We start from the raw sequence: 19,949 nt of genomic DNA, 5'->3' as shown, positions 1-19,949 counted from the left end.
GCTCAACGGTTGGCGACAGGGTGGGCAGCGCGCTGGACTTGCTCCCAGGCGCGCAGGAAATTGCCCGCCCAGAGCTTTGCAATGTCTGTTTCGCTGTAGCCGCGGATCAGCAGTTCGGCGGTGACGTTGCTGATTTCGCTGACGTCCTTCCAGCCCTCCAGGCCGCCACCATCGTTGAAGTCCGAGGCGATGCCGACGTGGTCGATGCCGACCTTTTTCACGGTGTAGTCGATGGCGTCGACGTACTGTTTCAAGGTGGCCTTGGGTTCGTCTTCCAGGATGGCGTACAGCGAGCTTGCATACTCGCCGAAGCGGGCCTCTGGCCAGATGGCAATCACCGCGTCGCCCGGCATCAAGGCATTGGTCAGGCCTTGCAGCGGTTGCAAGTCGAAGCGCGCACGCAGGGCATCGAGCTTGTCCACGACCGGCTGGGTCAGGGGCTTGAGGTACTGACCGAAGCCAACCACCTGAATCACGCCGCCGCTCTCTTTGATCAGTTGCATCTCTTTGTCGGAGAGGTTGCGCGGGATATCCACCATGGCCCGCGGTGCCGAGTGCGAAGCCACGATTGGCGCGCGCGACAGGCGAGCGACATCCTCGAGTGCCAAGGTGGACATCTGAGACACATCGATGATCACGCCCAGGTCGTTCAAGCGTTTCACTGCCTGTTCGCCCAGCGGTGACAAGCCGCCCAGGGCATCGGCGGTGTCGTTGAAGAACGGCAGCGGCCGCGAAGAGTCGGCCCAGTCGTTGTTGCCGACGTAGCTGAAGCCGAACATGCGCATGCCACGTGCCGCCCACAGGTCGAGCTGCGACAGGTCGTGGCCCAGCGGGTAGGCATTGAGCATGCTGATGAAGATGGCGAACTTGCCTTCGCCGTTGAGGCGCCGGAAGTCGTCAGGGGTGTAAGCGATACCGACCTGGTTGGGGAAGTCGCGGACCATGCCGGTGATGATCTTGTAACGCCCTTCCTGTTCTTGCCGGGCGGCATCGACGAAACCGGGGGTAGGGCGGTGCGGAGCGTTCGGGCCGTTCCAGATTTCCGGCCAGCCGAATACGGTCAGGGCGGCACCTGAGAGGCGGCCACGGTTGGCCTTGACCAGGTCGAACTGGCCGGGGCCATCCTTGTCCACTTCGTGCCCCTCGCTGCCCATGCTCAAGGGCACGGTGATATGGCTGTCGAACGAGAGCATGTGCTCGTGCAGCTGCTCAGCCTGTTGCACGATTTTCAGCGGGTAGCCTGCGTGCAGGTGCTGCCAATAGAAGTAGCCAGCGGCACTCGCCAGGGCAACGGTCAGGGCCAGGGGCAGGCCGATGTACAGGGCTTTGCGGGAACGGGTCTTGGTCATTGCCATCTCGTTGCGCGGGTGATCGGGGCGGCTGCCGGCTCAGGGTCTGCGCGGGCAGGGCTTGGGTATCAGGTGGACGAACAACGGCAGGGCAAATTTATCGTTGGCTGCGCCACGGGCGGTCCGCCCGCGGCGGTAAATTTTGCGTGGTGCACAACGTTCTAGCCTTGGACGGGCCGTGTTCCATGGCCGCAATGAATGCTCAGGTAGTGCAATGACGATTTCTCGACGCGGCTTCATCGCCGGTGTGGCATTGACAGGCGTGGCGGTGCCCGCCGCGCTGTACGTGCGGCACGTGCAGCGCCAGCAGTTCGACGAGCAGTTTCCTGAAACCCCGGGCGAAGCCGTGGTCGAACTTGCCGATGCGCCCCTGCAGCAGTTGGGGGACACCTTGCGCGGGTGCTGGCGTTGGACGGCGCAGGGCGCGGACGCAGGGCTGCACGGTTTGCCTGGGGGGGAGCTGGAGCTGTTGCTGGACGTGGCCCACAGTGGGCGTGGCCTGCGTGGTTACCTGGACACGCCCGAGCGCCTGCGGGGTACGCAAGAGCCGCGCTATCGTGTGATGGGCGACCTGCTGGCGGACAAGCCAGGGGCACTGCGCTGGCGGCTGTTTTCGACGCAGCCGGGGCAGGAGCAGGTGAGCTATGAGTGCCAGGTGGTCCTCGACGAAGCCTGGGGCGGGTTCGGCAACGCCGGCCAGGCGACCCTCAATGGCCGCATGCTGCCGCTGGGGCGCGCATTGACCTTGCCCGAGCAGGACAACCGCTTTCTTGCGCTCAAGCGCCCGTTCCCCGAGGCCCGGGAACGGGCGCCCTTGTCACCGGCATTGCTGGCGAGCCTGATCGCGCCGGAGCATCGATTGTTCCACCAGCTCTGGCATGCCTCGCGCGACAAGTGGCACAAGCTGGACAAGGACCAGCAGGCGGCGCTGCGCGGCCTGGGCTGGCAGCCAGGGCCGCGCGGCCATGAGCGCGATGCGCGGGGCCGGCACAAGGACCGCAACGGCTCGGGCGTGGATTTCTTCTTCATGCACCGGCACATGCTGGGTGCAGCCCGGGCCCATCAGGATTTACCCTCCTGGAAGCGTTTTCCACTGCCGCAACCTGAGCTTGAGCGCGACCGCATCGGCTTCGCCCGCTATTTCGACAACCATGATGGCAATGCCTTGCCGCCCACTTGGCTGGCTTCGGGCGATGCCGCGTACACCCAATGGGTGCGCGATATAAAGACGCCCGATACGTTCCACGCCAACTTCCAGGTATGGGAGTCGAAGTACACCGACCCGCACTACCTGAGCACGCTTACGCTGGGGCAGTTCGGTTCGGAAATGGAGCTGGGTTTGCACGACTGGCTGCACATGCGCTGGGCTTCGGTGCCGCGCGACCCCTCCAGTGGCCTGCCGGTGCCGTTCGCACGCAAACCGGAAGATTTTGCCGCACGCTGGTTCCAGGCCGAGAACGACTTCCTCGGCGATCCGTTTTCATCCCATGTAAACCCGGTGTTCTGGCACTTCCACGGCTGGATCGACGACCGTATCGAGGATTGGTTCCGCGCCCATGAGCGGGTGCACCCGGGGCAGGTCAGGCGCCTGGACGTCAACGGTGTGCCGTGGTTTGCGCCTGGGCGCTGGGTCGAAGTGGCCGACCCGTGGCTGGGGCCAGACACCCACGGTTGCTCGACGGTACCGGGGCTGCGGCCCGGGCGCAGTGTGGAGATGGACCCGGAGACCATGAAGCTGGCGTTACGCATCATCTTTGGCGACGATGACCTGTTCGCCAAGCTGCGGCCGAAAGTCCCGCAACGCCCCTGGTACGCGCGCAATCTGAAGTTGGCGCAGCGCTGAAAACATCGGCCGCAAGCCGTCGCGGCCTTTTCAGTGCGGTAGCTGCCAGCCACCCCCAAGTGCCTTGTACAGCGCCACGCTGCCCTGCAGGCGGGCCAGGCGCAACTGCGCCTGCTGGTCTTGGGCCAGGTAAAGCGTGCGCTGGGTCTCCAGTACGCTCAGCAGGGTCTCGGCACCCGCTTCATAGCGCTGTTGTGCCAGGCCGAAGGCCTGGCGTGCCTGCACCACTTCCTCGTCCTGCCACAGCCGTTGACGCTCCACACCCTCGATGGCGTTGAGGGCTTTTTCCACGTCGGCAAAACCGGCCAGGATGCTGCTGCGGTACTGTTCGAGCAATTCGTCCTGCTCGGCTTCGGCCAGCTCGCGTGAGGCGCGCAGCCGGCCGTTGTTGAAGATGGGCGCGACCAGGCCGGCAGTGAGGGTGTAGTAGGAGCTGTCGAGCACCTGGGCAAAGGTGTTCGCGCCCGTGCCCAGGTTGGCGCCAAGCGTCAGCTTCGGCAGCATGGCCGCCCTGGCCACCTGCACATTGGCGTTGGCGGCGGCCAGGCGTGCTTCGGCAGCGGCGATGTCGGGGCGGCGAGTCAGCAGCTCGCTGGGAACGCCGCTGCCGATTGCCGGCCAGTGCAGGGTGGTGATCGGCTGGCGGCTGGCCGGCAAGGCCTGTACCGGGTCGCCGAGCAAGGTGGCGAGGGTGACGCGGCTGTCTTGGCGCTTTTGCTCGAGCAGCGGCACCTGGCGCTCCACAGCCGCCACCAGGCTGCGCTGCTGGGCCAGTTCCAGGCGGGTCGCGGAGCCCGCGCGCTGGCGGGTTTCGACCAGGTTCAGCACCGCCCGTGCATTGCGCAGGTTAAGGCGGGCGATGCGCAGTTGTTCTTCCAGGGCCAGGCCTTGCAGGTAGCTGTCGGCAACGGCGCTGACCAAGGTCAGTTCCACCGTCTGGCGGTCGAAGCGGCTGGCGTCTAGGCCGTGCAGCGCGCTCGCCCGCGCCGCGCGCAGGCCGCCCCAGAAGTCGAGTTCGTAGCTGGCGGTCAGTTGCAGGCCGAAGGCTGTGTAGGTGGGCTCGCTGCTACTGACGTCCAACTGGTCGGACCCTTCGCCGTGCAGCAGGCGTTGCCGGCTGCCATCGAGGCCCCCTTGCACCTCTGGCAACAGCGGCGCGCCAGCGATCACGGCGCGGGCCTGGGCCTGGCGTACGCGGGCCGCGGCTGCGGCGAGGTCATGGGCGTTGTGTTGTGCGCGCTTGACCAGGTGGTCCAGCTCACGGCTGGCGAACGCCTGCCACCAGGGCCCCGATGGCAGTGCGATGGCGGGCGCAGCGGCCTTGCCTTGCCAGTGTTGCGGTGCGCTGATGCCGCTTGAGGGCGCAGGGGGGGTAGTGCAGGCGGTGAGGCCCAGGCACAGGGTCAACAGGCTGATGCGGCTTGGCAATGTCATGGATTATTCGCTGGTAAGGGCTTTGACCGGGTCGAGTCGGGCGGCCTTGCGTGCTGGCATGAAGCCGAACACCACGCCGGTGATGACGGCGCAACTGAAGGCGCCGAGAATGGCGGGCAGGGCGAAGGCCACGGCGACGTCGGCGAGTATCAGCCCGCCGCCGATCAGCAGCGCCAGCACGATGCCGCTCAGCCCGCCGACCATCGACAGCATGACCGCCTCGCTGAGGAACTGGCGCAGGATGTCGCGCTGGCGCGCGCCGGTGGCCATGCGGATACCGATCTCACGGGTACGCTCGCGCACGGTCATGAGCATGATGTTCATCACGCCGATGCCGCCGACCAGCAACGAGATCGCAGCGATCGCCCCGAGCATGAGCGAAAGGCTGTTTTGTGTGCGCGCTTCGGCCTGGATCAAGGCTGCATCGTTGGTCAGCTCGAAATCGTCCTTGCCTTGATGGCGCTTGCGCATCAGGCGCTGGATCGCGGCTTCGGTCTCGGCGATCCGGGCCGAATCGGCGGCGGCGATGATCACGTATTCCGGATCGTGGCTGCCGAACAGGCGCATGGAGGCGGCGGAGTAAGGCACCACGATGCGCTCGTCGCTCTTCTGGTCACCCGAACTTGCGCCCTTGCCGGCGAGTACGCCAACGACCTGGAACGGCACGTTGCCGATCAGCAGGTATTGACCCAGCGCGTCGGTGCCGGGGGCCAGCAGTTTGTCGCGGACTTTCTGGCCGATGACCGCCACGGCAGCGCCACTGCGTTCGTCGGCCTCGCTGAAGAAGCTGCCCTGCACGACCGGCCAGTTGAGGATGGCGGGGAATTCGACGTTGTTGCCGCCCACATAGAACTTCTGGTTGTTGTTGCCGTGGCGCACCATCAGGTCGCCGCCGATGACCGGCATGACGCGCCGAACCAAGGGCAGTTCGGCGATGGCGGCGACGTCATCGAGCGTGACGATGCCACCGGGCTCGCGCAGCGTCGGCGGGCGCCCGTTGAGGTAGAGGATGTTGGAGCCGAACGCGGCCATCTGGGCCATGACCTGGCGTTTGCTGCCTTCGCCCACGGCCAGCATGACCACGACCGAAGCCACGCCAATGACGATGCCAAGCAAGGTCAGGGCGGTGCGGAACCGGTTGATCCACATCACCCGCCAGGCTGCCTGCAGCGCCTCGAGCAGCTCGCCTTGCCACGCACCACGCACGGTCGTACCGCGGTCCAGGCGCTGGCGCAGGTCATCGGCTTGCAGGTTTTGCGGCGCACTGTCTGGAGGTTGGTCGCCGGCCGAGTCGCTGATCATCAGCCCGTCGCGGATTTCCACCACCCGGCGCGCCCGCGCCGCCACCTCGCGGTCGTGGGTGATCAGGATGATCACATGGCCCTGGCTGGCCAGTTCGTCCAGCAGGGCCATGACCTCGGTACCGCTGCGGCTGTCCAGGGCGCCGGTCGGCTCGTCGGCAAGGATGATATGGCCGCCATTCATCAGTGCGCGGGCAATCGACACCCGTTGCTGCTGGCCGCCAGACAATTGATGCGGGCGGTTGCCGGTGCGGCTGGCCAGGCCCAGGCGCTCCAGCAGGGCGGCGGCGCGGGCGTGGCGCTCGGCGGGCGCAGTGCCGGCGTAGATGGCGGGCATCTCGACGTTTTCCTGGGCTGAGCCTGAAGGGATCAGGTGGTAGCCCTGGAACACGAAACCGAAAGCTTCGCGGCGCAGCCAGGCCAGTTCGTCACTGCCCAGCCGGGCCACGTCCTTGCCGGCGAACAGGTAATGGCCCGAGGTGGGGCGGTCGAGGCAGCCGAGGATGTTCATCAGGGTCGACTTGCCCGAGCCCGATGCACCGACGATGGCGATGAATTCGCCAGGGTGGATGCTCAGGCTGATGCCGCGCAGCACGTCGACCTTGGGGGTGTCGATGCCACCGTAGGATTTGCGGATGTCGCGCAGTTCGATCAGGGGAACGGCCATTCAACCTCCGCTGGCCAGGGGCGCACCGATGACCAGGCGCTCGCCTTCGCTGAGGCCATCGAGCACTTGCGCGCGCAGCCGGTCGCTGAGGCCGATGCGCACTGTGCGTTGTTCGACCTTGCCATCCTCGCCCAGTACCTGGGCCATGCGCAGGTCATCAGCCTGGCTGTCGTCCAGTGCCGCCAGTGGCGCGGTGAGTACCTGGCTGGCCTGGCCGGCGACGAAGAACACCTGGGTGGTCATGTCGGCCATCAACGCCCCGTCGGGGTTGTCGACGTCCAGCAGCACGGTGTACTGCACCACCTGGCTGCCTGTGGTACCGGCGATGGCACTGGCAGGGCCGCCGCCGCCCTGGCTGGCGTGCGCCAGCGGCTTGGGCGGGATTGGCAGGATCTGCCGCACGCTGCTGTTCCAGCGGCGTTTGCCGCCGGCCAGGGTGGTGAAATAGGCGCTCATGCCAGGCTTGACCTTGCCAATGTCGGCTTCGGACACCTGGGCCCACACGGTCATCGGCGAGAGCTTGGCGATCCGCAGAATCAGCGGCGTCTGTTGCTGGGCGTTGAGGGTCTGGCCTTCACGGGCATCCACCGCCACCACGGTGCCGTCCATCGGCGCGTAGATACGTGTATAGCCAAGCTCCGCCTCATCGCTGCGCAGGTTGGCCTGGGCCTGGCGGATCTGCGCCTGGATCATGTCGATGCGGGCCTGGGTGACCTTGAGCTGGGCGTCGGCTGCCTGCAGGTCTTGCTCGCGTGTGGCGCCGGCGCCAGCCAGTTCGCGCTGGCGCCGGTACTGCTGGGTGGCCAGCCGGTACTGTGCGCGCTGCTCGGCCAGTTGCGCCTTGAGGTTGTCGATCGAAAAACGCCCGGCGTCCAGCCTGGCTTGTTGGGTAGAGGGGTCGATCTCTACCAGCAGCTGCCCCGTGTGCACCTGATCGCCAGCCTCTACGTGCAGCTTGCGGATCTGCCCGGAGGCTTGGGCGCCGACATCCACATACCTTCGCGGCTGCAGCGTACCCAGGGCGGTGACGCTGCTTTCGATGTCGGCGCGGGTGACCGCGACGGTACTCACGGGCAAGGCGCCCAAAGGAAGCGCCTTCCAGGCCAGCAGGCTGCCAACGGCCAGCAGGCCGAGGCTGCCAGCCAAGAGGTGGCGGCGGGTTTTGGGTATGCGACTCATGCGGACTTCCAGCCAATGGGTGGCCACACGCAGCCAGATCAAGGTGCGCACGGAGGTGCCAGTTAAACGAAGGCGCGCGGGGCGGATTTAGCTGCGCTGGCGCAGGGGAAGTACAGTTGCTGAGAATCATTATAATTTGTAAGATCCCACGCTGATATCACATGACCCTGTCCGAGCCTGTCAGGACGTACACCAGGTGCCGTCGTGGAACACTACTATCGCGAATTGGTGAGCTTCCTCTCTGCGCGCCTGGGCAGCCGCCAGGCGGCTGAAGATGTGGCTCACGATGCTTATCTGCGGGTGCTCGAACGCACCGGTACGCAGCAGATCGAGCATCCGCGCGCGTTCCTTTACCGCACGGCGCTGAACCTGGTGATCGACCGTCATCGACGCCACCTGCTGCGCCAGTCCGAACCGCTGGAAGTGCTGGACCTGGACGAACGCTGGCACAGCCCGGCGCCTACCCAGACCATGCAGTTGGACCAGCGCCTGGCGCTGATGCAGAAGGCACTCGATGAATTGAGCCAGCCCTGCCGTGACAGCTTCCTGTTGCGCAAGCTCGAAGGCCTGTCGCATCAGCAGATCGCCGAGCACCTGGGCATCTCGCGCAGCCTGGTGGAAAAGCACATCGTCAACGCCATGAAGCATTGCCGGGTGCGCATGCGCCAGTGGGAATCCTGAAAAAAAGGTAGTGCATCGGTGAAAATTCTGTGTGCTGGCAACTTGATTTCTAACGGTTTCAAGACAACTATCTAAATTGACCCCGCCAGGCGCCGCCCTGGTGGTTGCCTGTCACTGGCGCTGTTTGGTCAGGGAGCGTGTCCCTATTCACCTGACTGCCCAGGTCCGACAATGACCAACAAGACCCTGCGCATCCTGATCGCCGACGAGCACCCGTCCCAGCGCCTGCAGCTGGAAAGGCTGCTCAATGGCCTGGGCTATTACCGGATTGCCCCGGTGGGCTCCTTCGACGAACTGCAGCGCCTGGTACAGTGCGCGCTGGAGCCGTTCAACCTGCTGCTGGGCAATTTCGAGCTGGCCAGCCATGCGGGTGTCGACCTGGCGCGCTTCTGCCGGGTGAGCACGCAGATTCAGCATGCCTTGCTGTACCACTCGCGGCACCTGAAGGTCCCCAGTGTGCCGCCGAGCGAGCGCCAGGCGGTGAGTGTGAGCCTGCCGCAGGTGCCGGACAACGAGGCCCTTGAGTCCTTCATGGCGCTGATCGATGCGCCGGTGGTGATCGGCAAGCTGGCCTTGCCGTCCGGCCTTTCCAGCAGTGGGCCGCCGGCCTACCCGCGCAGGAACTTCGCCCACACGGTCTTCAGCCGATAGCTGCAGCGGGCAGGGCAAGGCAGCGGGTATTTGTTATCCTCTTGCCCTTTGCCGATCTGCGGACCTGTGCCATGACTGCCATCGATACCGCTCGCCCGCCCCGGTTCAGCCGCGGCGACCACCGGACCCTGGGCCTGGCGGCCCTGGGCGGCGCGCTGGAAATCTATGATTTCATCATCTTCGTGTTCTTCGCCCTGACCCTCAGCCAGCTGTTCTTCCCGCCTGAAATGCCTGAGTGGTTGCGCCTGCTGCAAAGCTTCGGGATTTTCGTCACCGGCTACCTGGCGCGGCCGCTGGGCGGCATCGTCATGGCGCACTTCGCCGATCACCTGGGCCGCAAACGGGTATTTAGCCTGAGCATTCTGATGATGGCGCTGCCGTGCCTGCTGATCGGGGTGATGCCGACCTATGCTGAGATCGGTTACGCGGCGCCGCTGGTCTTGCTGGCGCTGCGCATACTGCAGGGGGCTGCGGTCGGTGGCGAGGTGCCCAGTGCCTGGACATTCGTTGCCGAACACGCACCGCAAGGGCGGCGGGGTTACGCCCTGGGCTTCCTGCAGGCCGGGTTGACCTTTGGCTATTTGCTGGGGGCACTGACTGCGACACTGTTGGCTCAGGTGTTTACCGCCGAGGAAATTCTCGATTACGCCTGGCGTTACCCGTTCCTGCTCGGCGGGGTATTTGGGGTGATCGGCGTGTGGTTGCGCCGTTGGCTGAGTGAAACCCCGGTGTTTCTGGCCTTGCGCGAGCGCAAGGAGCAGCCGGTGAAGTTCCCGCTGCGACGGGTGCTGGGCGAGCATCGTGGGGCGTTGATCCCGGCTGCGCTGCTGACCTGCGTGCTGACCTCGGCGGTGGTGGTGCTGGTGGTGATCACGCCGACGGTCATGCAGCAGCGCTTCGGCATGACCGCCGCGCACACGTTCGCCTTGAGCAGCGTAGGCATCGTCTTTCTCAATATCGGTTGTGTGCTCGCCGGGCTGCTGGTCGATCGCCTGGGCGCATGGCGGGCGCTGATGATCTACAGCGCGCTGCTGCCGCTGGGTATCGGTGCCTTGTATGCGAGCCTGGTGGGGCAGTGGGGCATGACGTGGCTGGCCTACGCGTTGGCCGGGCTGTGCTGTGGTGTGGTGGGGGTGGTGCCGTCGGTAATGGTCGGGCTGTTCCCGGCGCAGATCCGGGTGTCGGGTATTTCCTTCACCTACAATGTGGCCTACGCCTTGTGGGCCAGTACCACGCCGTTGGCGTTGATCGCGTTGATGCCGTGGAGCCCGTGGGTGTGCGTTGGCTTTTGCCTGCTCATGGGCGCGGTGGGGCTGCTCACGGCCCTCTACTTTGGCCGCCGGGAACCTTTGGCATTCGCGGCCGAGCCCATGCCGCTCATGTGCGTCGACAAATGAACGGCTAACGCCCGCTGGGCGCTGCTAGCCTGAACGAAAAAGCCCCCGGGCCGTGAGGCCAGGGGGCTTTTGCTTGCTGCAAGGGCGGGCTTACATGTTCGGGTAGTTCGGCCCACCGGCGCCTTCAGGGGTAACCCAGGTGATGTTCTGGGCCGGGTCCTTGATGTCGCAGGTCTTGCAGTGCACGCAGTTCTGCGCGTTGATCTGGAAGCGCTTGCTGCCGTCTTCCTGGCTGACCACTTCGTACACGCCTGCCGGGCAGTAACGCTGAGCGGGTTCGTCGTACAGCGGCAGGTTGCTGGCGATCGGAATGCTCGGGTCGGTCAGCTTCAGGTGGCAGGGTTGCTCCTCCTCGTGGTTGGTGCTGGAGAGGAATACCGAGCTGAGCTTGTCGAAGCTGAGCTTGCCGTCTGGTTTGGGGTAGTCGATCTTTTTCGAGTGGGCCGCAAGCTTGAGGCAGGCGTAGTCCGGCTTGGTGTCATGCAGGGTGAAAGGCAGCTTGCCACCGAACCAGTTCTGGTCGACATAGTTGAACGCACCACCGAGCAGCGGGCCGAACTTGTGCAGGGCAGGGCCGAAGTTGCGGCTGGCGAACAGTTCTTCGTACAGCCAACTGGCCTTGAACGCGCTGACGTAGCCGTCGAGCAGGTCGCCGCCCTCGCGGCCGGCAGCCAGTGCGTCAGCCACTGCCTCGGCGGCGAGCATGCCGGATTTCATGGCGGTGTGGCTGCCCTTGATCTTGGCAAAGTTCAGGGTGCCCAGGTCGCAACCGATCAGCGCGCCGCCGTTGAACACCATCTTCGGCAGCGAGTTCAGGCCGCCCTTGCAGATGGCACGGGCGCCGTAGCTGATGCGCTTGCCGCCTTCGAGGTACTGCTTCATCACCGGGTGGTGCTTGAGGCGCTGGAATTCGTCGAAAGGCGACAGGTAAGCGTTGCTGTAGGACAGGTCGACGATCAGGCCGACCACCACCTGGTTGTTTTCCAGGTGATAGAGGAACGAGCCGCCGGTGTTTTCAGCGCTCATCACGTCGAGCGGCCAGCCGGCGGTGTGCACCACCAGGCCTTGTTCGTGCTTGGCCGGGTCGATTTCCCAGATTTCCTTCAGGCCGATGCCGTAGTGCTGAACGTCGGCCTCGCTGTCGAGGTTGAAACGCTTGATCAGCTGCTTGCCGATATGGCCACGGCAACCTTCGGCGAACAAGGTGTACTTGGCACGCAGTTCCATGCCTGGGGTGTACAGGCCGTCCTTCGGATTGCCCTCACGGTCGACACCGAGGTCGCCGGTGACGATGCCGCGGACCACGCCGTTTTCATCGAACAGCGCTTCCTGGGCGGCGAAGCCGGGGTAGATCTCCACGCCCAGGTTTTCGGCCTGCTGGGCCAGCCAGCGGCACAGGTTGCCCAGCGAGATGATGTAGTTGCCCTGGTTGTGCATGGTCTTGGGCACGAACAGGTCAGGGACCTTGGTCGAGTTGCCGGCATCCTTGAGCACATAGATGTCGTCACGCTTCACTTCGGTGTTCAGCGGCGCGCCGAGGTCCTTCCAGTCGGGGAACAGTTCGTTCAGGGCGCGGGGTTCGAACACCGCGCCAGAGAGGATGTGGGCGCCGACTTCGGAGCCTTTCTCGACCACGCAGACGCTGATCTCGCTACCGGCTTCGGCGGCCTTCTGCTTCAGGCGGCAGGCGGCTGACAGGCCCGCCGGGCCAGCGCCGACGATGACCACGTCGAATTCCATGTATTCGCGTTCCACTGGTTCTCTCCTACTCATCAAGGCTGGTGCTGTTGCTTTGTCTTATGGGTGTGGGGTGATCATGCGCGCCGCGCTTCACGGGAGCGGAGCTGTAGCGTCACAGAGGATGAACTACACCGTTTTGTCTTGGCCGCGCATTATATCTACACCACTTGGCGGGTCCAATACAAACGTTTGTTTGAATTTGCCGCAGGCCAGTAAAATCAAAGGAGCGCGGCTGGAGGGTGACCGATTTGCCGTATTGACCGGATTGGGTGTTGCGGTCAAGATACGAGCGGTTTTACGTTCGCCGTAGGCTTAACGCCGGGCGCAGGTACACCTCTAAAAACCAGGTGTGGGGTAAGGCTTTCGGGCCAAAACACGGTTTGTAGTGGAGTTTACACGCCACCACAGGAAATGACCCGCGGGTATTTGCCGCAAGAGTCTCAACTGGACTGATTGGTCACCGTGAAGATTGCACCGCGCGTATCGTTTTCAGAGGTGCCCTTGTACCCACGCGCATCGCCGGGCTTAGCCCCAGGCGACTATCTATTCACCGGAGAGTAACGAGGAATCCATGAAGGTTCTTGTAGCTGTCAAACGAGTGGTCGACTACAACGTCAAGGTTCGCGTCAAAGCGGACAACTCCGGCGTCGACCTTGCAAACGTCAAGATGTCCATGAACCCCTTCTGCGAAATCGCCGTGGAAGAAGCTGTGCGCCTGAAAGAGAAGGGCGTGGCAAGCGAGATCGTCGTCGTCTCCGTCGGCCCGACCACCGCTCAGGAGCAGTTGCGTACCGCCCTGGCCCTGGGCGCCGATCGTGCCATCCTGGTCGAAGCTGCCGACGAACTGAATTCCCTGGCCGTGGCCAAGGTGCTCAAAGCCGTTGTCGACAAAGAGCAGCCGCAGCTGGTGATCCTCGGCAAGCAGGCCATCGACAGTGACAACAACCAGACCGGCCAGATGCTGGCCGCGCTGACCGGCTACGCCCAAGGTACCTTCGCCTCCAAGGTTGAAGTGGCTGGCGACAAGCTGAACGTCACCCGTGAAATCGATGGCGGCCTGCAGACCGTAGCGCTGAACCTGCCAGCGATCGTCACCACCGACCTGCGCCTGAACGAGCCGCGCTACGCGTCGCTGCCGAACATCATGAAGGCCAAGAAGAAGCCACTGGAGACCCTGACTCCAGACGCGCTGGGCGTATCGCTCGCCTCCACCAACAAGACCCTGAAAGTCGAAGCGCCTGCTGCCCGCAGCGCGGGTATCAAGGTCAAGTCGGTGGCCGAACTGGTCGAGAAGCTGAAGAACGAAGCGAAGGTAATCTAAATGACTATCCTGGTTGTCGCTGAATACGAGAACGGTGCCGTAGCCCCGTCCACCCTGAACACTGTCGCCGCAGCCGCCAAGATCGGTGGTGATGTGCACGTGCTGGTCGCCGGCCAGAACGTCGGTGGTATCGCTGAATCCGCTGCCAAGATCGCGGGTGTTGGCAAGGTGCTGGTTGCTGACAACGCAGCCTATGCCCACGTCTTGCCAGAAAACGTCGCGCCGCTGATCGTTGCTCTTGTTGAACAAGGCGGGGCCAACGGCTACAGCCACGTGCTGGCCCCGGCCACCACCAACGGTAAGAACATCCTGCCGCGCGTTGCCGCGCTGCTGGACGTCGACCAGCTCTCCGAGATCATTTCCGTTGAATCGGCCGACACCTTCAAGCGCCCGATCTATGCCGGTAACGCCATTGCCACTGTGCAATCGAGCGCTGCTGTGAAAGTGATCACCGTGCGTACCACCGGCTTCGACGCTGTGGCCGCCGAAGGTGGCTCTGCAACTGTCGAAGCGGTAGGCGCTGCGCACGATGCGGGTATTTCCGCCTTTGTCGGCGAAGAGCTGGCCAAGTCCGACCGCCCAGAGCTGACCGCTGCCAAGATCGTCGTTTCCGGCGGCCGTGGCATGGGCAACGGTGACAACTTCAAGCACCTGTACAGCCTGGCCGACAAGCTTGGCGCTGCCGTGGGTGCCTCGCGCGCTGCGGTCGACGCAGGCTTCGTGCCCAACGACATGCAGGTCGGTCAGACCGGCAAGATCGTTGCCCCGCAGCTGTACATCGCCGTCGGTATTTCCGGCGCGATCCAGCACCTGGCCGGCATGAAGGACTCCAAAGTGATCGTTGCGATCAACAAGGACGAAGAGGCGCCGATCTTCCAGGTGGCCGACTACGGCCTGGTCGCTGACCTGTTCGAAGCGGTTCCGGAGCTGGAAAAGCTGGTCTGATCCGCCTGCTTCACTTATAAAGAAGCCCGGCCCTTTCACGAGGGCCGGGTTTTTTTATGCGGGCAAGGAGTGAAGGATGGCGTTGCGTGAAGCAGGCAAGGTGCTGGTGTGCACGATGGCGATGCTTTCACCGCTGGCGATGGCGGCTGGCAAGTGTGAGCGGCTGGTGGCGACCGGCAGCCCGGATGCGCCCCCTTACTCCTGGCAAGACCCGAAGGACCCGAAACACCTGGTCGGCGCCAATGTCGATCTGTTGCGCCAGGTGGCCGGGGAATTGGGGTTGAAAGTGGAAGTCCTCAATGCCGGCAGGCGCGACCAGGCGCTGGAAGAGGTGCGCAGCGGGCGCATGGATGTGTTGCTCGACACCCCCCTGCAGGTGGAGCAGTTGACCGCCCTGGACTACATCCATCCGCCCTTGCAGCTCAATGAATACCTGGTCTGGACCCGCCATGATGCTGAAGTGGAATTCAACGGCCCGGCGGATCTGGCCAGGTACCAGGGTAGCCTGTCGGAGCGTGCCCGTCTGACCCCGGCTTTCAGCGCCTTCGCCAAGGCGCAGTTGAACCTGGTGCCGGCGCAGAACCTGACCCAGGCCTTCCAGAAGCTGGTGCTGGGCCAGGTGGATTACGTACTGGCTGGGCGCTACGCGGGCATGGCCATGACCCAAAGCCTGGGCATGAGCAATGACCTGATCGCCCGCGGCCTGCCGGTCGACCGGCCCGGGCTGTTCTTGGCTGTGTCGCACAACTCGGCATGCAATGACACCTGGTTGCGTGGGCAACTGGCAAAAAAGCTGACAGAATTGCCGATCTCCGGTGCGTCTGAAGCCGTGCTGCAACGTAATGTCGAGCGCTGGAAAGCGCAGATGGATGTGCAGGCGGACGCCCCCAAACAGTAGGAAGAGTGCGTGAGAACCCAATCACTGATCCTCGCCGTGGCCATGCTCGGCCTGGCCGGCTGCGCCAACGACCCGGCGCCCAATGAACAGATGCGTATTTCCGAGCAGGCGCTGGAACAGGCCAGGGCGGTCGGCGCCACCGACCATGTCGAGGAGTTGAAGCTTGCCGAAGACAAGCTCGCCCGCGCCAAGAGCGACATGCTGACCGAGGACTACCGCGACGCCCGTATGCGTGCCGAGCAGGCCGAGCTCGATGCCCGTCTGGCCGAGGCGCGGGTACTCAACCAGAAGAGTGAGGAGCAGCTCGACGTATTGCAGTCGCGGGTCAAGCGCTTGCGCAAGCAACTGGAGATGCAGCCATGAAGTGCTTCAAACCGATGGCGGCGCTGGCATTGCTGGCACTGGCTGGCGGGCTGCAGGGCTGCGCCAGTCAGCGCAGTGCCGCGGCGCTGGACGATGCCTCCGTGGCCTTTCAGAAGGTCAAGGATGACTCCGCTGTACTGCGCAGCGCACCGCGTGATGTGATCCGGGCTGGTGAATCGCTGGCCCGCGCCGAGCGCCTGTCCAGCTACATCGGTACCGGCAGCGACGTGCGCCACTATGCGTATCTGAGCCAGCGTTACAGCGAAATCGCCGGTGAGCACGCGAAGTTGGCGCTGAACCAGGAGCGTTTGGCCAAGCTCGACCTTGAGCGCCAGCGCCTGCAGCTGGCCTTGCGCGAGGCCAAGCTGGCCAGCGTACAGCAGCAGGGTGAATGGGTCGAAGCGCAGATCGCCGCGTTGGCCTCGCAGCAGGCCGATCGCGGGCTGGTGATGACCCTGGGCGATGTCCTGTTCGATACCGGTCGTGCGGATCTCAAGAATTCGGCCAGCCGCACGGTGCTCAAATTGGTCCAGTTCCTTCAGCTCAACCCGCGCCGGGTGGTGCGGATCGAGGGCTACGCCGACAACACCGGGGCGCCGGAAGATAACCTCAAGCTGTCGCGCGACCGGGCGCAGGCCGTGGCCGACATGCTGGTCGACCTGGGTGTCGACGAAAAGCGTCTGCAGGTTGAAGGGTATGGCGACCAGTACCCGATCGAGGCCAATGCCTCGGAGCGGGGCAGGGCGCAGAACCGCCGGGTGGAAATCGTCTTCTCCGATGACAAAGGAAGGCTGGCCCCGGCACGCTGACCGCTGGCGCCTCTTCGTGGCTGGCGAAGAGGCGCGCTGGCTAACCCTTTCGATAGCGGCCACACCACTGTAATGTCGACTATTGTGCAATCTGTCCCAGTACACTTTGCAACTGTTACGGTATCCTCTACCGTAAGTGAGTCGTACAAGAACAATGAGCCCGTCCGCGCGTCGAGATATCGCCATGACCAACCTGCTGCTGTATCAGCGTATCGCCCAGCAACTGGCCGATGACATCCGCCGTGGTGTCTACCAGCCAGGCGAGCGCGTGCCGTCCGTGCGCAAGATGAGCGCCCAGCTCAACGTCAGCCATGCCACGGTGCTGCAGGCCTATGCCAATCTCGAAGACCAAGGGCTGATCCGCGCTCGGCCGCAGTCGGGCTACTACGTGCACCAGACCCCGGCGTTGACTGCGCAGACGCCTGACATTGCCAGGGTCGAGCGCCCCGGCCTGGTCACCCGCGCGAGCATCATCCAGCAGGTTTTGACCGAGGCCCGTCGTGATGGCGTGTTCGCGTTCGGTGCCGCCGTTCCCCATGTCGACTACCTGCCGGTGCGCGCCTTGCATCAGCAGATCGCCAAGGTCACGCGCTTTCACAGCCCGCGAGCTTTCAGCTACATGTTCAGCCCAGGCTTCGAGCCGTTGCGTCGGCAGATTGCGATCCGCATGCGCGATGCGGGTGTGCTGGTCGATCCCAGTGAGGTGATCGTCACCCATGGCTGTGTCGATGCCCTTCAGATGTCGTTGCGCGTGCTGACCCGCCCGGGGGACCTGATCGCTGCCGAGTCGCCCACCTATTACGGCCTGCTGCAGCTGGCTGATTTGCTCGGGCTGAAGGTGATCGAGATCCCCAGCGACCCGTCCACCGGGATCAGTCTGGAGGCGCTGCAATTGGCTGCCAATCAATGGTCGATCAAAGCGCTGGTGCTGACCACGCGTCTGAGCAACCCGCTCGGCGGCACGATTCCCGAAGAGCGGCAGAAGCAGTTGTTGCGCCTGGCTTCGGACTTCGACATCCAGATCGTCGAGGACGACATCTATGGCGAGTTGATGTTCGAGCAGGGCAAGACCAAAGCGCTCAAGGCATTCGACCGGCTGGATCGTGTGATCTACTGCTCGAGCTTTTCCAAGACCTTGTCACCCGGCGTGCGCGTCGGCTGGATGGTGGCGGGGCGATACCAGGAGGAAATCCAGCGGCTGCAGACCTTCACCACTCACTCGGCATGCAGTGTCACGCAGATGGGGGTGGCGGCTTACCTGGAGAACGGCGGCTATGATCGCCACCTGCGCTATATCCGTCAGGAGTACCGCAAGAACCTCAGTGCCTACCAGTTGGCGGTGCAGCAGCACTTCCCTGAGGGTACGCAGATGACCCGGCCCACGGGGGGCTTCATTCTGTGGGTCAGCCTGCCGGGACGGGTCAATACTCAAGAGCTGCATGTGCGTGCGCTGGAGCAGGGGATCAGTATCGCCCCCGGGCTTATCTTCAGTAATACCGAGCAGTTCAACCACTGCATCCGGCTCAACTGTGGCATTCCGTGGAACAAGGAAGCCGAACGGGCGGTGATGACACTGGGTATGCTCGCCCAGCAATTGTGCAGGGAGTCTGTAACTGCGCTTGTGTAACGCTTGCCAGGTGCGGTCGGAACAGAGAGCATACGCACATTTCCAGCCTGCCAGCCGATGTCCATGAAACTGTTGCGTAGCGTTGCCCTGATTTTTTGCCTCGCGCCGCTCTGGGCGCCTTGTGGCCTTGCCCAGGCGGCGCAGCCTGCCGCATCGACGCATCAGGGCGCGGCGGCTGAAAAGGCATCGGCCAAGCAGCCTGCCAAGCCCAAGCCCAAAGCCAAGCGCAAGGTACCGCGCAAGCCAGTGAGCAAAGCTGTGGCCAAACCGGTGCCCAAGGCAAAGCTCGACCTCAGCTTGCCGGCCGGCATGGTCAACGAGCTCGAGCCTGATGTCGGCAGCTCTGCTACCCGGCGCAAACCTTTGCTGCCGGCCATGTTCACCGAAAAGCCTCACAGCGACGATAGCCCGTTTCAGCTCAATGGGCGGTTGATCAGCAACGAAATGCAATTGCAGATGCGCAACGACAGTCGTCGTGATGTGGAAGGGGCGGCCATCGACTTTGAGTTCCGTCAGTAGTCGGGCGCAACTGACTGCTGGGTCACTACAGATTTCATCGGGCCAGCAATTTCAAACGTATGTTTGAGCGGTTAGTATCCGGGGACGTTCGTCCCGTTTTGTTCCAGGGAGTCCTGATTGTATGAAATGCCGTGAGGGTTGCGGTGCCTGCTGCATCGCCCCGTCCATCACTTCAGCCATGCCCCGCATGCCAGATGGCAAGCCGGCTGGCGTGCGCTGCCTGCACCTGACCGTCGACAACCTTTGCGACCTGTTCGGCATGCCCGAGCGGCCGGCGGTGTGTGGTGGGTTCAAGGCGGATATCGAGGTGTGCGGCCATGATCGCGACGAGGCAATCAGGATTCTCGGTTGGTGGGAGCAGATGACGGCGGCGTGACAAAGCTGGCTCTTCGACAACAAGGATAAAGATGATGAGATCGTTCAAGCGTATTGCACTGCTGTGTGGCATGGGTGTCCTGCTGGCGCCTGCCGCCTGGGCGGAAAACTGGCAGGTGGCCAAGGACGAGGAGGGCATCAAGGTGTCCCTCAGCGAAGTGCCGGGCTCCAAGTACAAGGCCTATCGCGGTGTCACCGTGATCAAGGCGCCGCTGGCCAAGGTCGAGGCGCTGCAGGAGGATGTGGCCGGGGCTTGTGCGTGGATTCACGAGTGCAAGTCGCAGAAGTTGCTCAAGCACGAAGGTGATCAGAGTTGGACCTACACCCAGTTCAATACGCCGTGGCCGGTAACGCCGCGCGATTCGGTATTGCTGGTCACTACTGTCAAAGGCGCGGATGGCAGCCTGACGCGTAACCTCAAAGGTGAGCCGTCTTATATCCCTGAAGAGAAGGGCTTTGTAAGGGTGGCGAAAGTCGAAGGCTTCTGGAAATTGGTGCCCAAGGGCGGCAGTACAGAAGTGACCTATCAGGTGCACACCGAGCCGGGTGGCAGTGTGCCGGCCATGGTGGCCAACAAGTTCGTGGTGGATGCGCCGTTCAATACCCTGAAAAGCTTGCGCGAGCGGGCTGAGAAGAATTAAGGCCGGTGCAGGAGGGGGGCAATGAAAAGGCTGCCCGAGGGCTAATGGCAATCAGGTAGTGTTTGGGGCTGCTACGCAGCCCATCGCCGGCAAGCCGGCTTGTATGGTTAGACTTGAAGGGGTGGTGGGACTAAATGCCGGATTCTGACTGTTGACGCAGTACAGACTGTGGGAGACATCGCCCCACCCCTTCCACCAAAGCGCCGATA

General features: G+C 63.7%; 18 protein-coding genes. 13 read left to right on the top strand and 5 right to left on the bottom strand.

All coding sequences use genetic code 11. The features are described from left to right. Positions 1-2: 2 nt before the first annotated feature. Positions 3-1,349: a pyoverdine-tailoring dipeptidase-like protein PvdM gene (gene pvdM, locus JNA92_RS09575; RefSeq protein WP_241804459.1), complete on the bottom strand. Its 1,347-nt coding sequence runs from the start codon at positions 1,347-1,349 to the stop codon at positions 3-5. A 214-nt stretch (positions 1,350-1,563) separates the two neighbouring features. Between pvdM and JNA92_RS09570 the strand changes: the two genes are divergently transcribed. Further along, the gene (locus JNA92_RS09570; protein ID WP_241804458.1) at positions 1,564-3,192 is read left to right on the top strand and encodes a twin-arginine translocation signal domain-containing protein; all 1,629 of its coding nucleotides are present in this window, start codon (positions 1,564-1,566) and stop codon (positions 3,190-3,192) included. Positions 3,193-3,222: 30 nt separating this feature from the next. Here JNA92_RS09570 and JNA92_RS09565 read toward each other — a convergent pair whose 3' ends face one another. Genes JNA92_RS09565 through JNA92_RS09555 form a run of 3 tightly spaced genes read right to left on the bottom strand, consistent with a single transcriptional unit; the run spans position 3,223 to position 7,773 of the window. Further along, positions 3,223-4,626 carry an efflux transporter outer membrane subunit gene (locus JNA92_RS09565; RefSeq protein ID WP_241804456.1) on the bottom strand — a complete coding sequence of 468 codons (1,404 nt, stop codon included), beginning with the start codon at positions 4,624-4,626 and terminating at the stop codon, positions 3,223-3,225. Between the two features lie 3 nt (positions 4,627-4,629). Next, positions 4,630-6,594, bottom strand: a complete 1,965-nt coding sequence (locus JNA92_RS09560) for a MacB family efflux pump subunit (RefSeq protein WP_241804455.1) — start codon at positions 6,592-6,594, stop codon at positions 4,630-4,632. Beyond that, entirely contained in the window at positions 6,595-7,773 is a 1,179-nt protein-coding gene (locus JNA92_RS09555; protein ID WP_241804454.1) for an efflux RND transporter periplasmic adaptor subunit, read from the bottom strand. A gap of 204 nt (positions 7,774-7,977) precedes the next feature. On the opposite strand from JNA92_RS09555, the gene JNA92_RS09550 reads away from it, so the two are divergent. The 3 genes from JNA92_RS09550 to JNA92_RS09540 all read left to right on the top strand — a co-directional run bounded on the left by JNA92_RS09550 (position 7,978) and on the right by JNA92_RS09540 (position 10,502). Further along, the gene (locus JNA92_RS09550; protein WP_241804453.1) at positions 7,978-8,454 is read left to right on the top strand and encodes a sigma-70 family RNA polymerase sigma factor; all 477 of its coding nucleotides are present in this window, start codon (positions 7,978-7,980) and stop codon (positions 8,452-8,454) included. A 171-nt stretch (positions 8,455-8,625) separates the two neighbouring features. Further along, positions 8,626-9,105 carry a histidine kinase gene (locus tag JNA92_RS09545; protein ID WP_241804452.1) on the top strand — a complete coding sequence of 160 codons (480 nt, stop codon included), beginning with the start codon at positions 8,626-8,628 and terminating at the stop codon, positions 9,103-9,105. Positions 9,106-9,176: 71 nt separating this feature from the next. Next, positions 9,177-10,502, top strand: a complete 1,326-nt coding sequence (locus JNA92_RS09540; protein WP_241804451.1) for an MFS transporter — start codon at positions 9,177-9,179, stop codon at positions 10,500-10,502. A gap of 90 nt (positions 10,503-10,592) precedes the next feature. Here the strand turns inward: JNA92_RS09540 and JNA92_RS09535 are convergent, their stop codons facing one another. Next, positions 10,593-12,257 (bottom strand): electron transfer flavoprotein-ubiquinone oxidoreductase, encoded by a 1,665-nt coding sequence (locus tag JNA92_RS09535; RefSeq protein ID WP_241804450.1) that lies wholly within the window; start codon positions 12,255-12,257, stop codon positions 10,593-10,595. Between the two features lie 556 nt (positions 12,258-12,813). Between JNA92_RS09535 and JNA92_RS09530 the strand changes: the two genes are divergently transcribed. The 9 genes from JNA92_RS09530 (at position 12,814) to JNA92_RS09490 (ending at position 19,740) form a co-directional block, all read left to right on the top strand. Continuing rightward, positions 12,814-13,563: an electron transfer flavoprotein subunit beta/FixA family protein gene (locus JNA92_RS09530; protein WP_241804449.1), complete on the top strand. Its 750-nt coding sequence runs from the start codon at positions 12,814-12,816 to the stop codon at positions 13,561-13,563. Further along, positions 13,564-14,508, top strand: a complete 945-nt coding sequence (locus JNA92_RS09525) for an electron transfer flavoprotein subunit alpha/FixB family protein (protein ID WP_241804448.1) — start codon at positions 13,564-13,566, stop codon at positions 14,506-14,508. A gap of 76 nt (positions 14,509-14,584) precedes the next feature. Beyond that, positions 14,585-15,406 carry a substrate-binding periplasmic protein gene (locus tag JNA92_RS09520; RefSeq protein WP_241804447.1) on the top strand — a complete coding sequence of 274 codons (822 nt, stop codon included), beginning with the start codon at positions 14,585-14,587 and terminating at the stop codon, positions 15,404-15,406. Positions 15,407-15,415: 9 nt separating this feature from the next. Further along, a complete protein-coding gene (locus tag JNA92_RS09515) occupies positions 15,416-15,769 on the top strand; it encodes a DUF4398 domain-containing protein (RefSeq protein WP_241804446.1) in 354 nt (117 codons plus the stop codon). Further along, entirely contained in the window at positions 15,766-16,578 is an 813-nt protein-coding gene (locus JNA92_RS09510; protein ID WP_241804445.1) for an OmpA family protein, read from the top strand. The genes JNA92_RS09515 and JNA92_RS09510 overlap by 4 nt, the downstream gene beginning before the upstream one ends. Positions 16,579-16,762: 184 nt before the next feature. After that, a complete protein-coding gene (locus JNA92_RS09505; RefSeq protein WP_241804444.1) occupies positions 16,763-18,205 on the top strand; it encodes a PLP-dependent aminotransferase family protein in 1,443 nt (480 codons plus the stop codon). A 63-nt stretch (positions 18,206-18,268) separates the two neighbouring features. After that, a complete protein-coding gene (locus JNA92_RS09500; protein WP_241804443.1) occupies positions 18,269-18,724 on the top strand; it encodes a hypothetical protein in 456 nt (151 codons plus the stop codon). A gap of 121 nt (positions 18,725-18,845) precedes the next feature. Further along, entirely contained in the window at positions 18,846-19,100 is a 255-nt protein-coding gene (locus tag JNA92_RS09495; protein WP_241804442.1) for a YkgJ family cysteine cluster protein, read from the top strand. Positions 19,101-19,134: 34 nt separating this feature from the next. Next, positions 19,135-19,740, top strand: a complete 606-nt coding sequence (locus tag JNA92_RS09490; protein ID WP_241804685.1) for an START domain-containing protein — start codon at positions 19,135-19,137, stop codon at positions 19,738-19,740. The last annotated feature ends 209 nt before the right edge of the window (positions 19,741-19,949 follow it).

The organism is Pseudomonas putida, from assembly GCF_022627325.1.
Taxonomy (GTDB): domain Bacteria; phylum Pseudomonadota; class Gammaproteobacteria; order Pseudomonadales; family Pseudomonadaceae; genus Aquipseudomonas; species Aquipseudomonas putida_X.
This window is presented reverse-complemented; position numbering and strand designations above follow the sequence as displayed.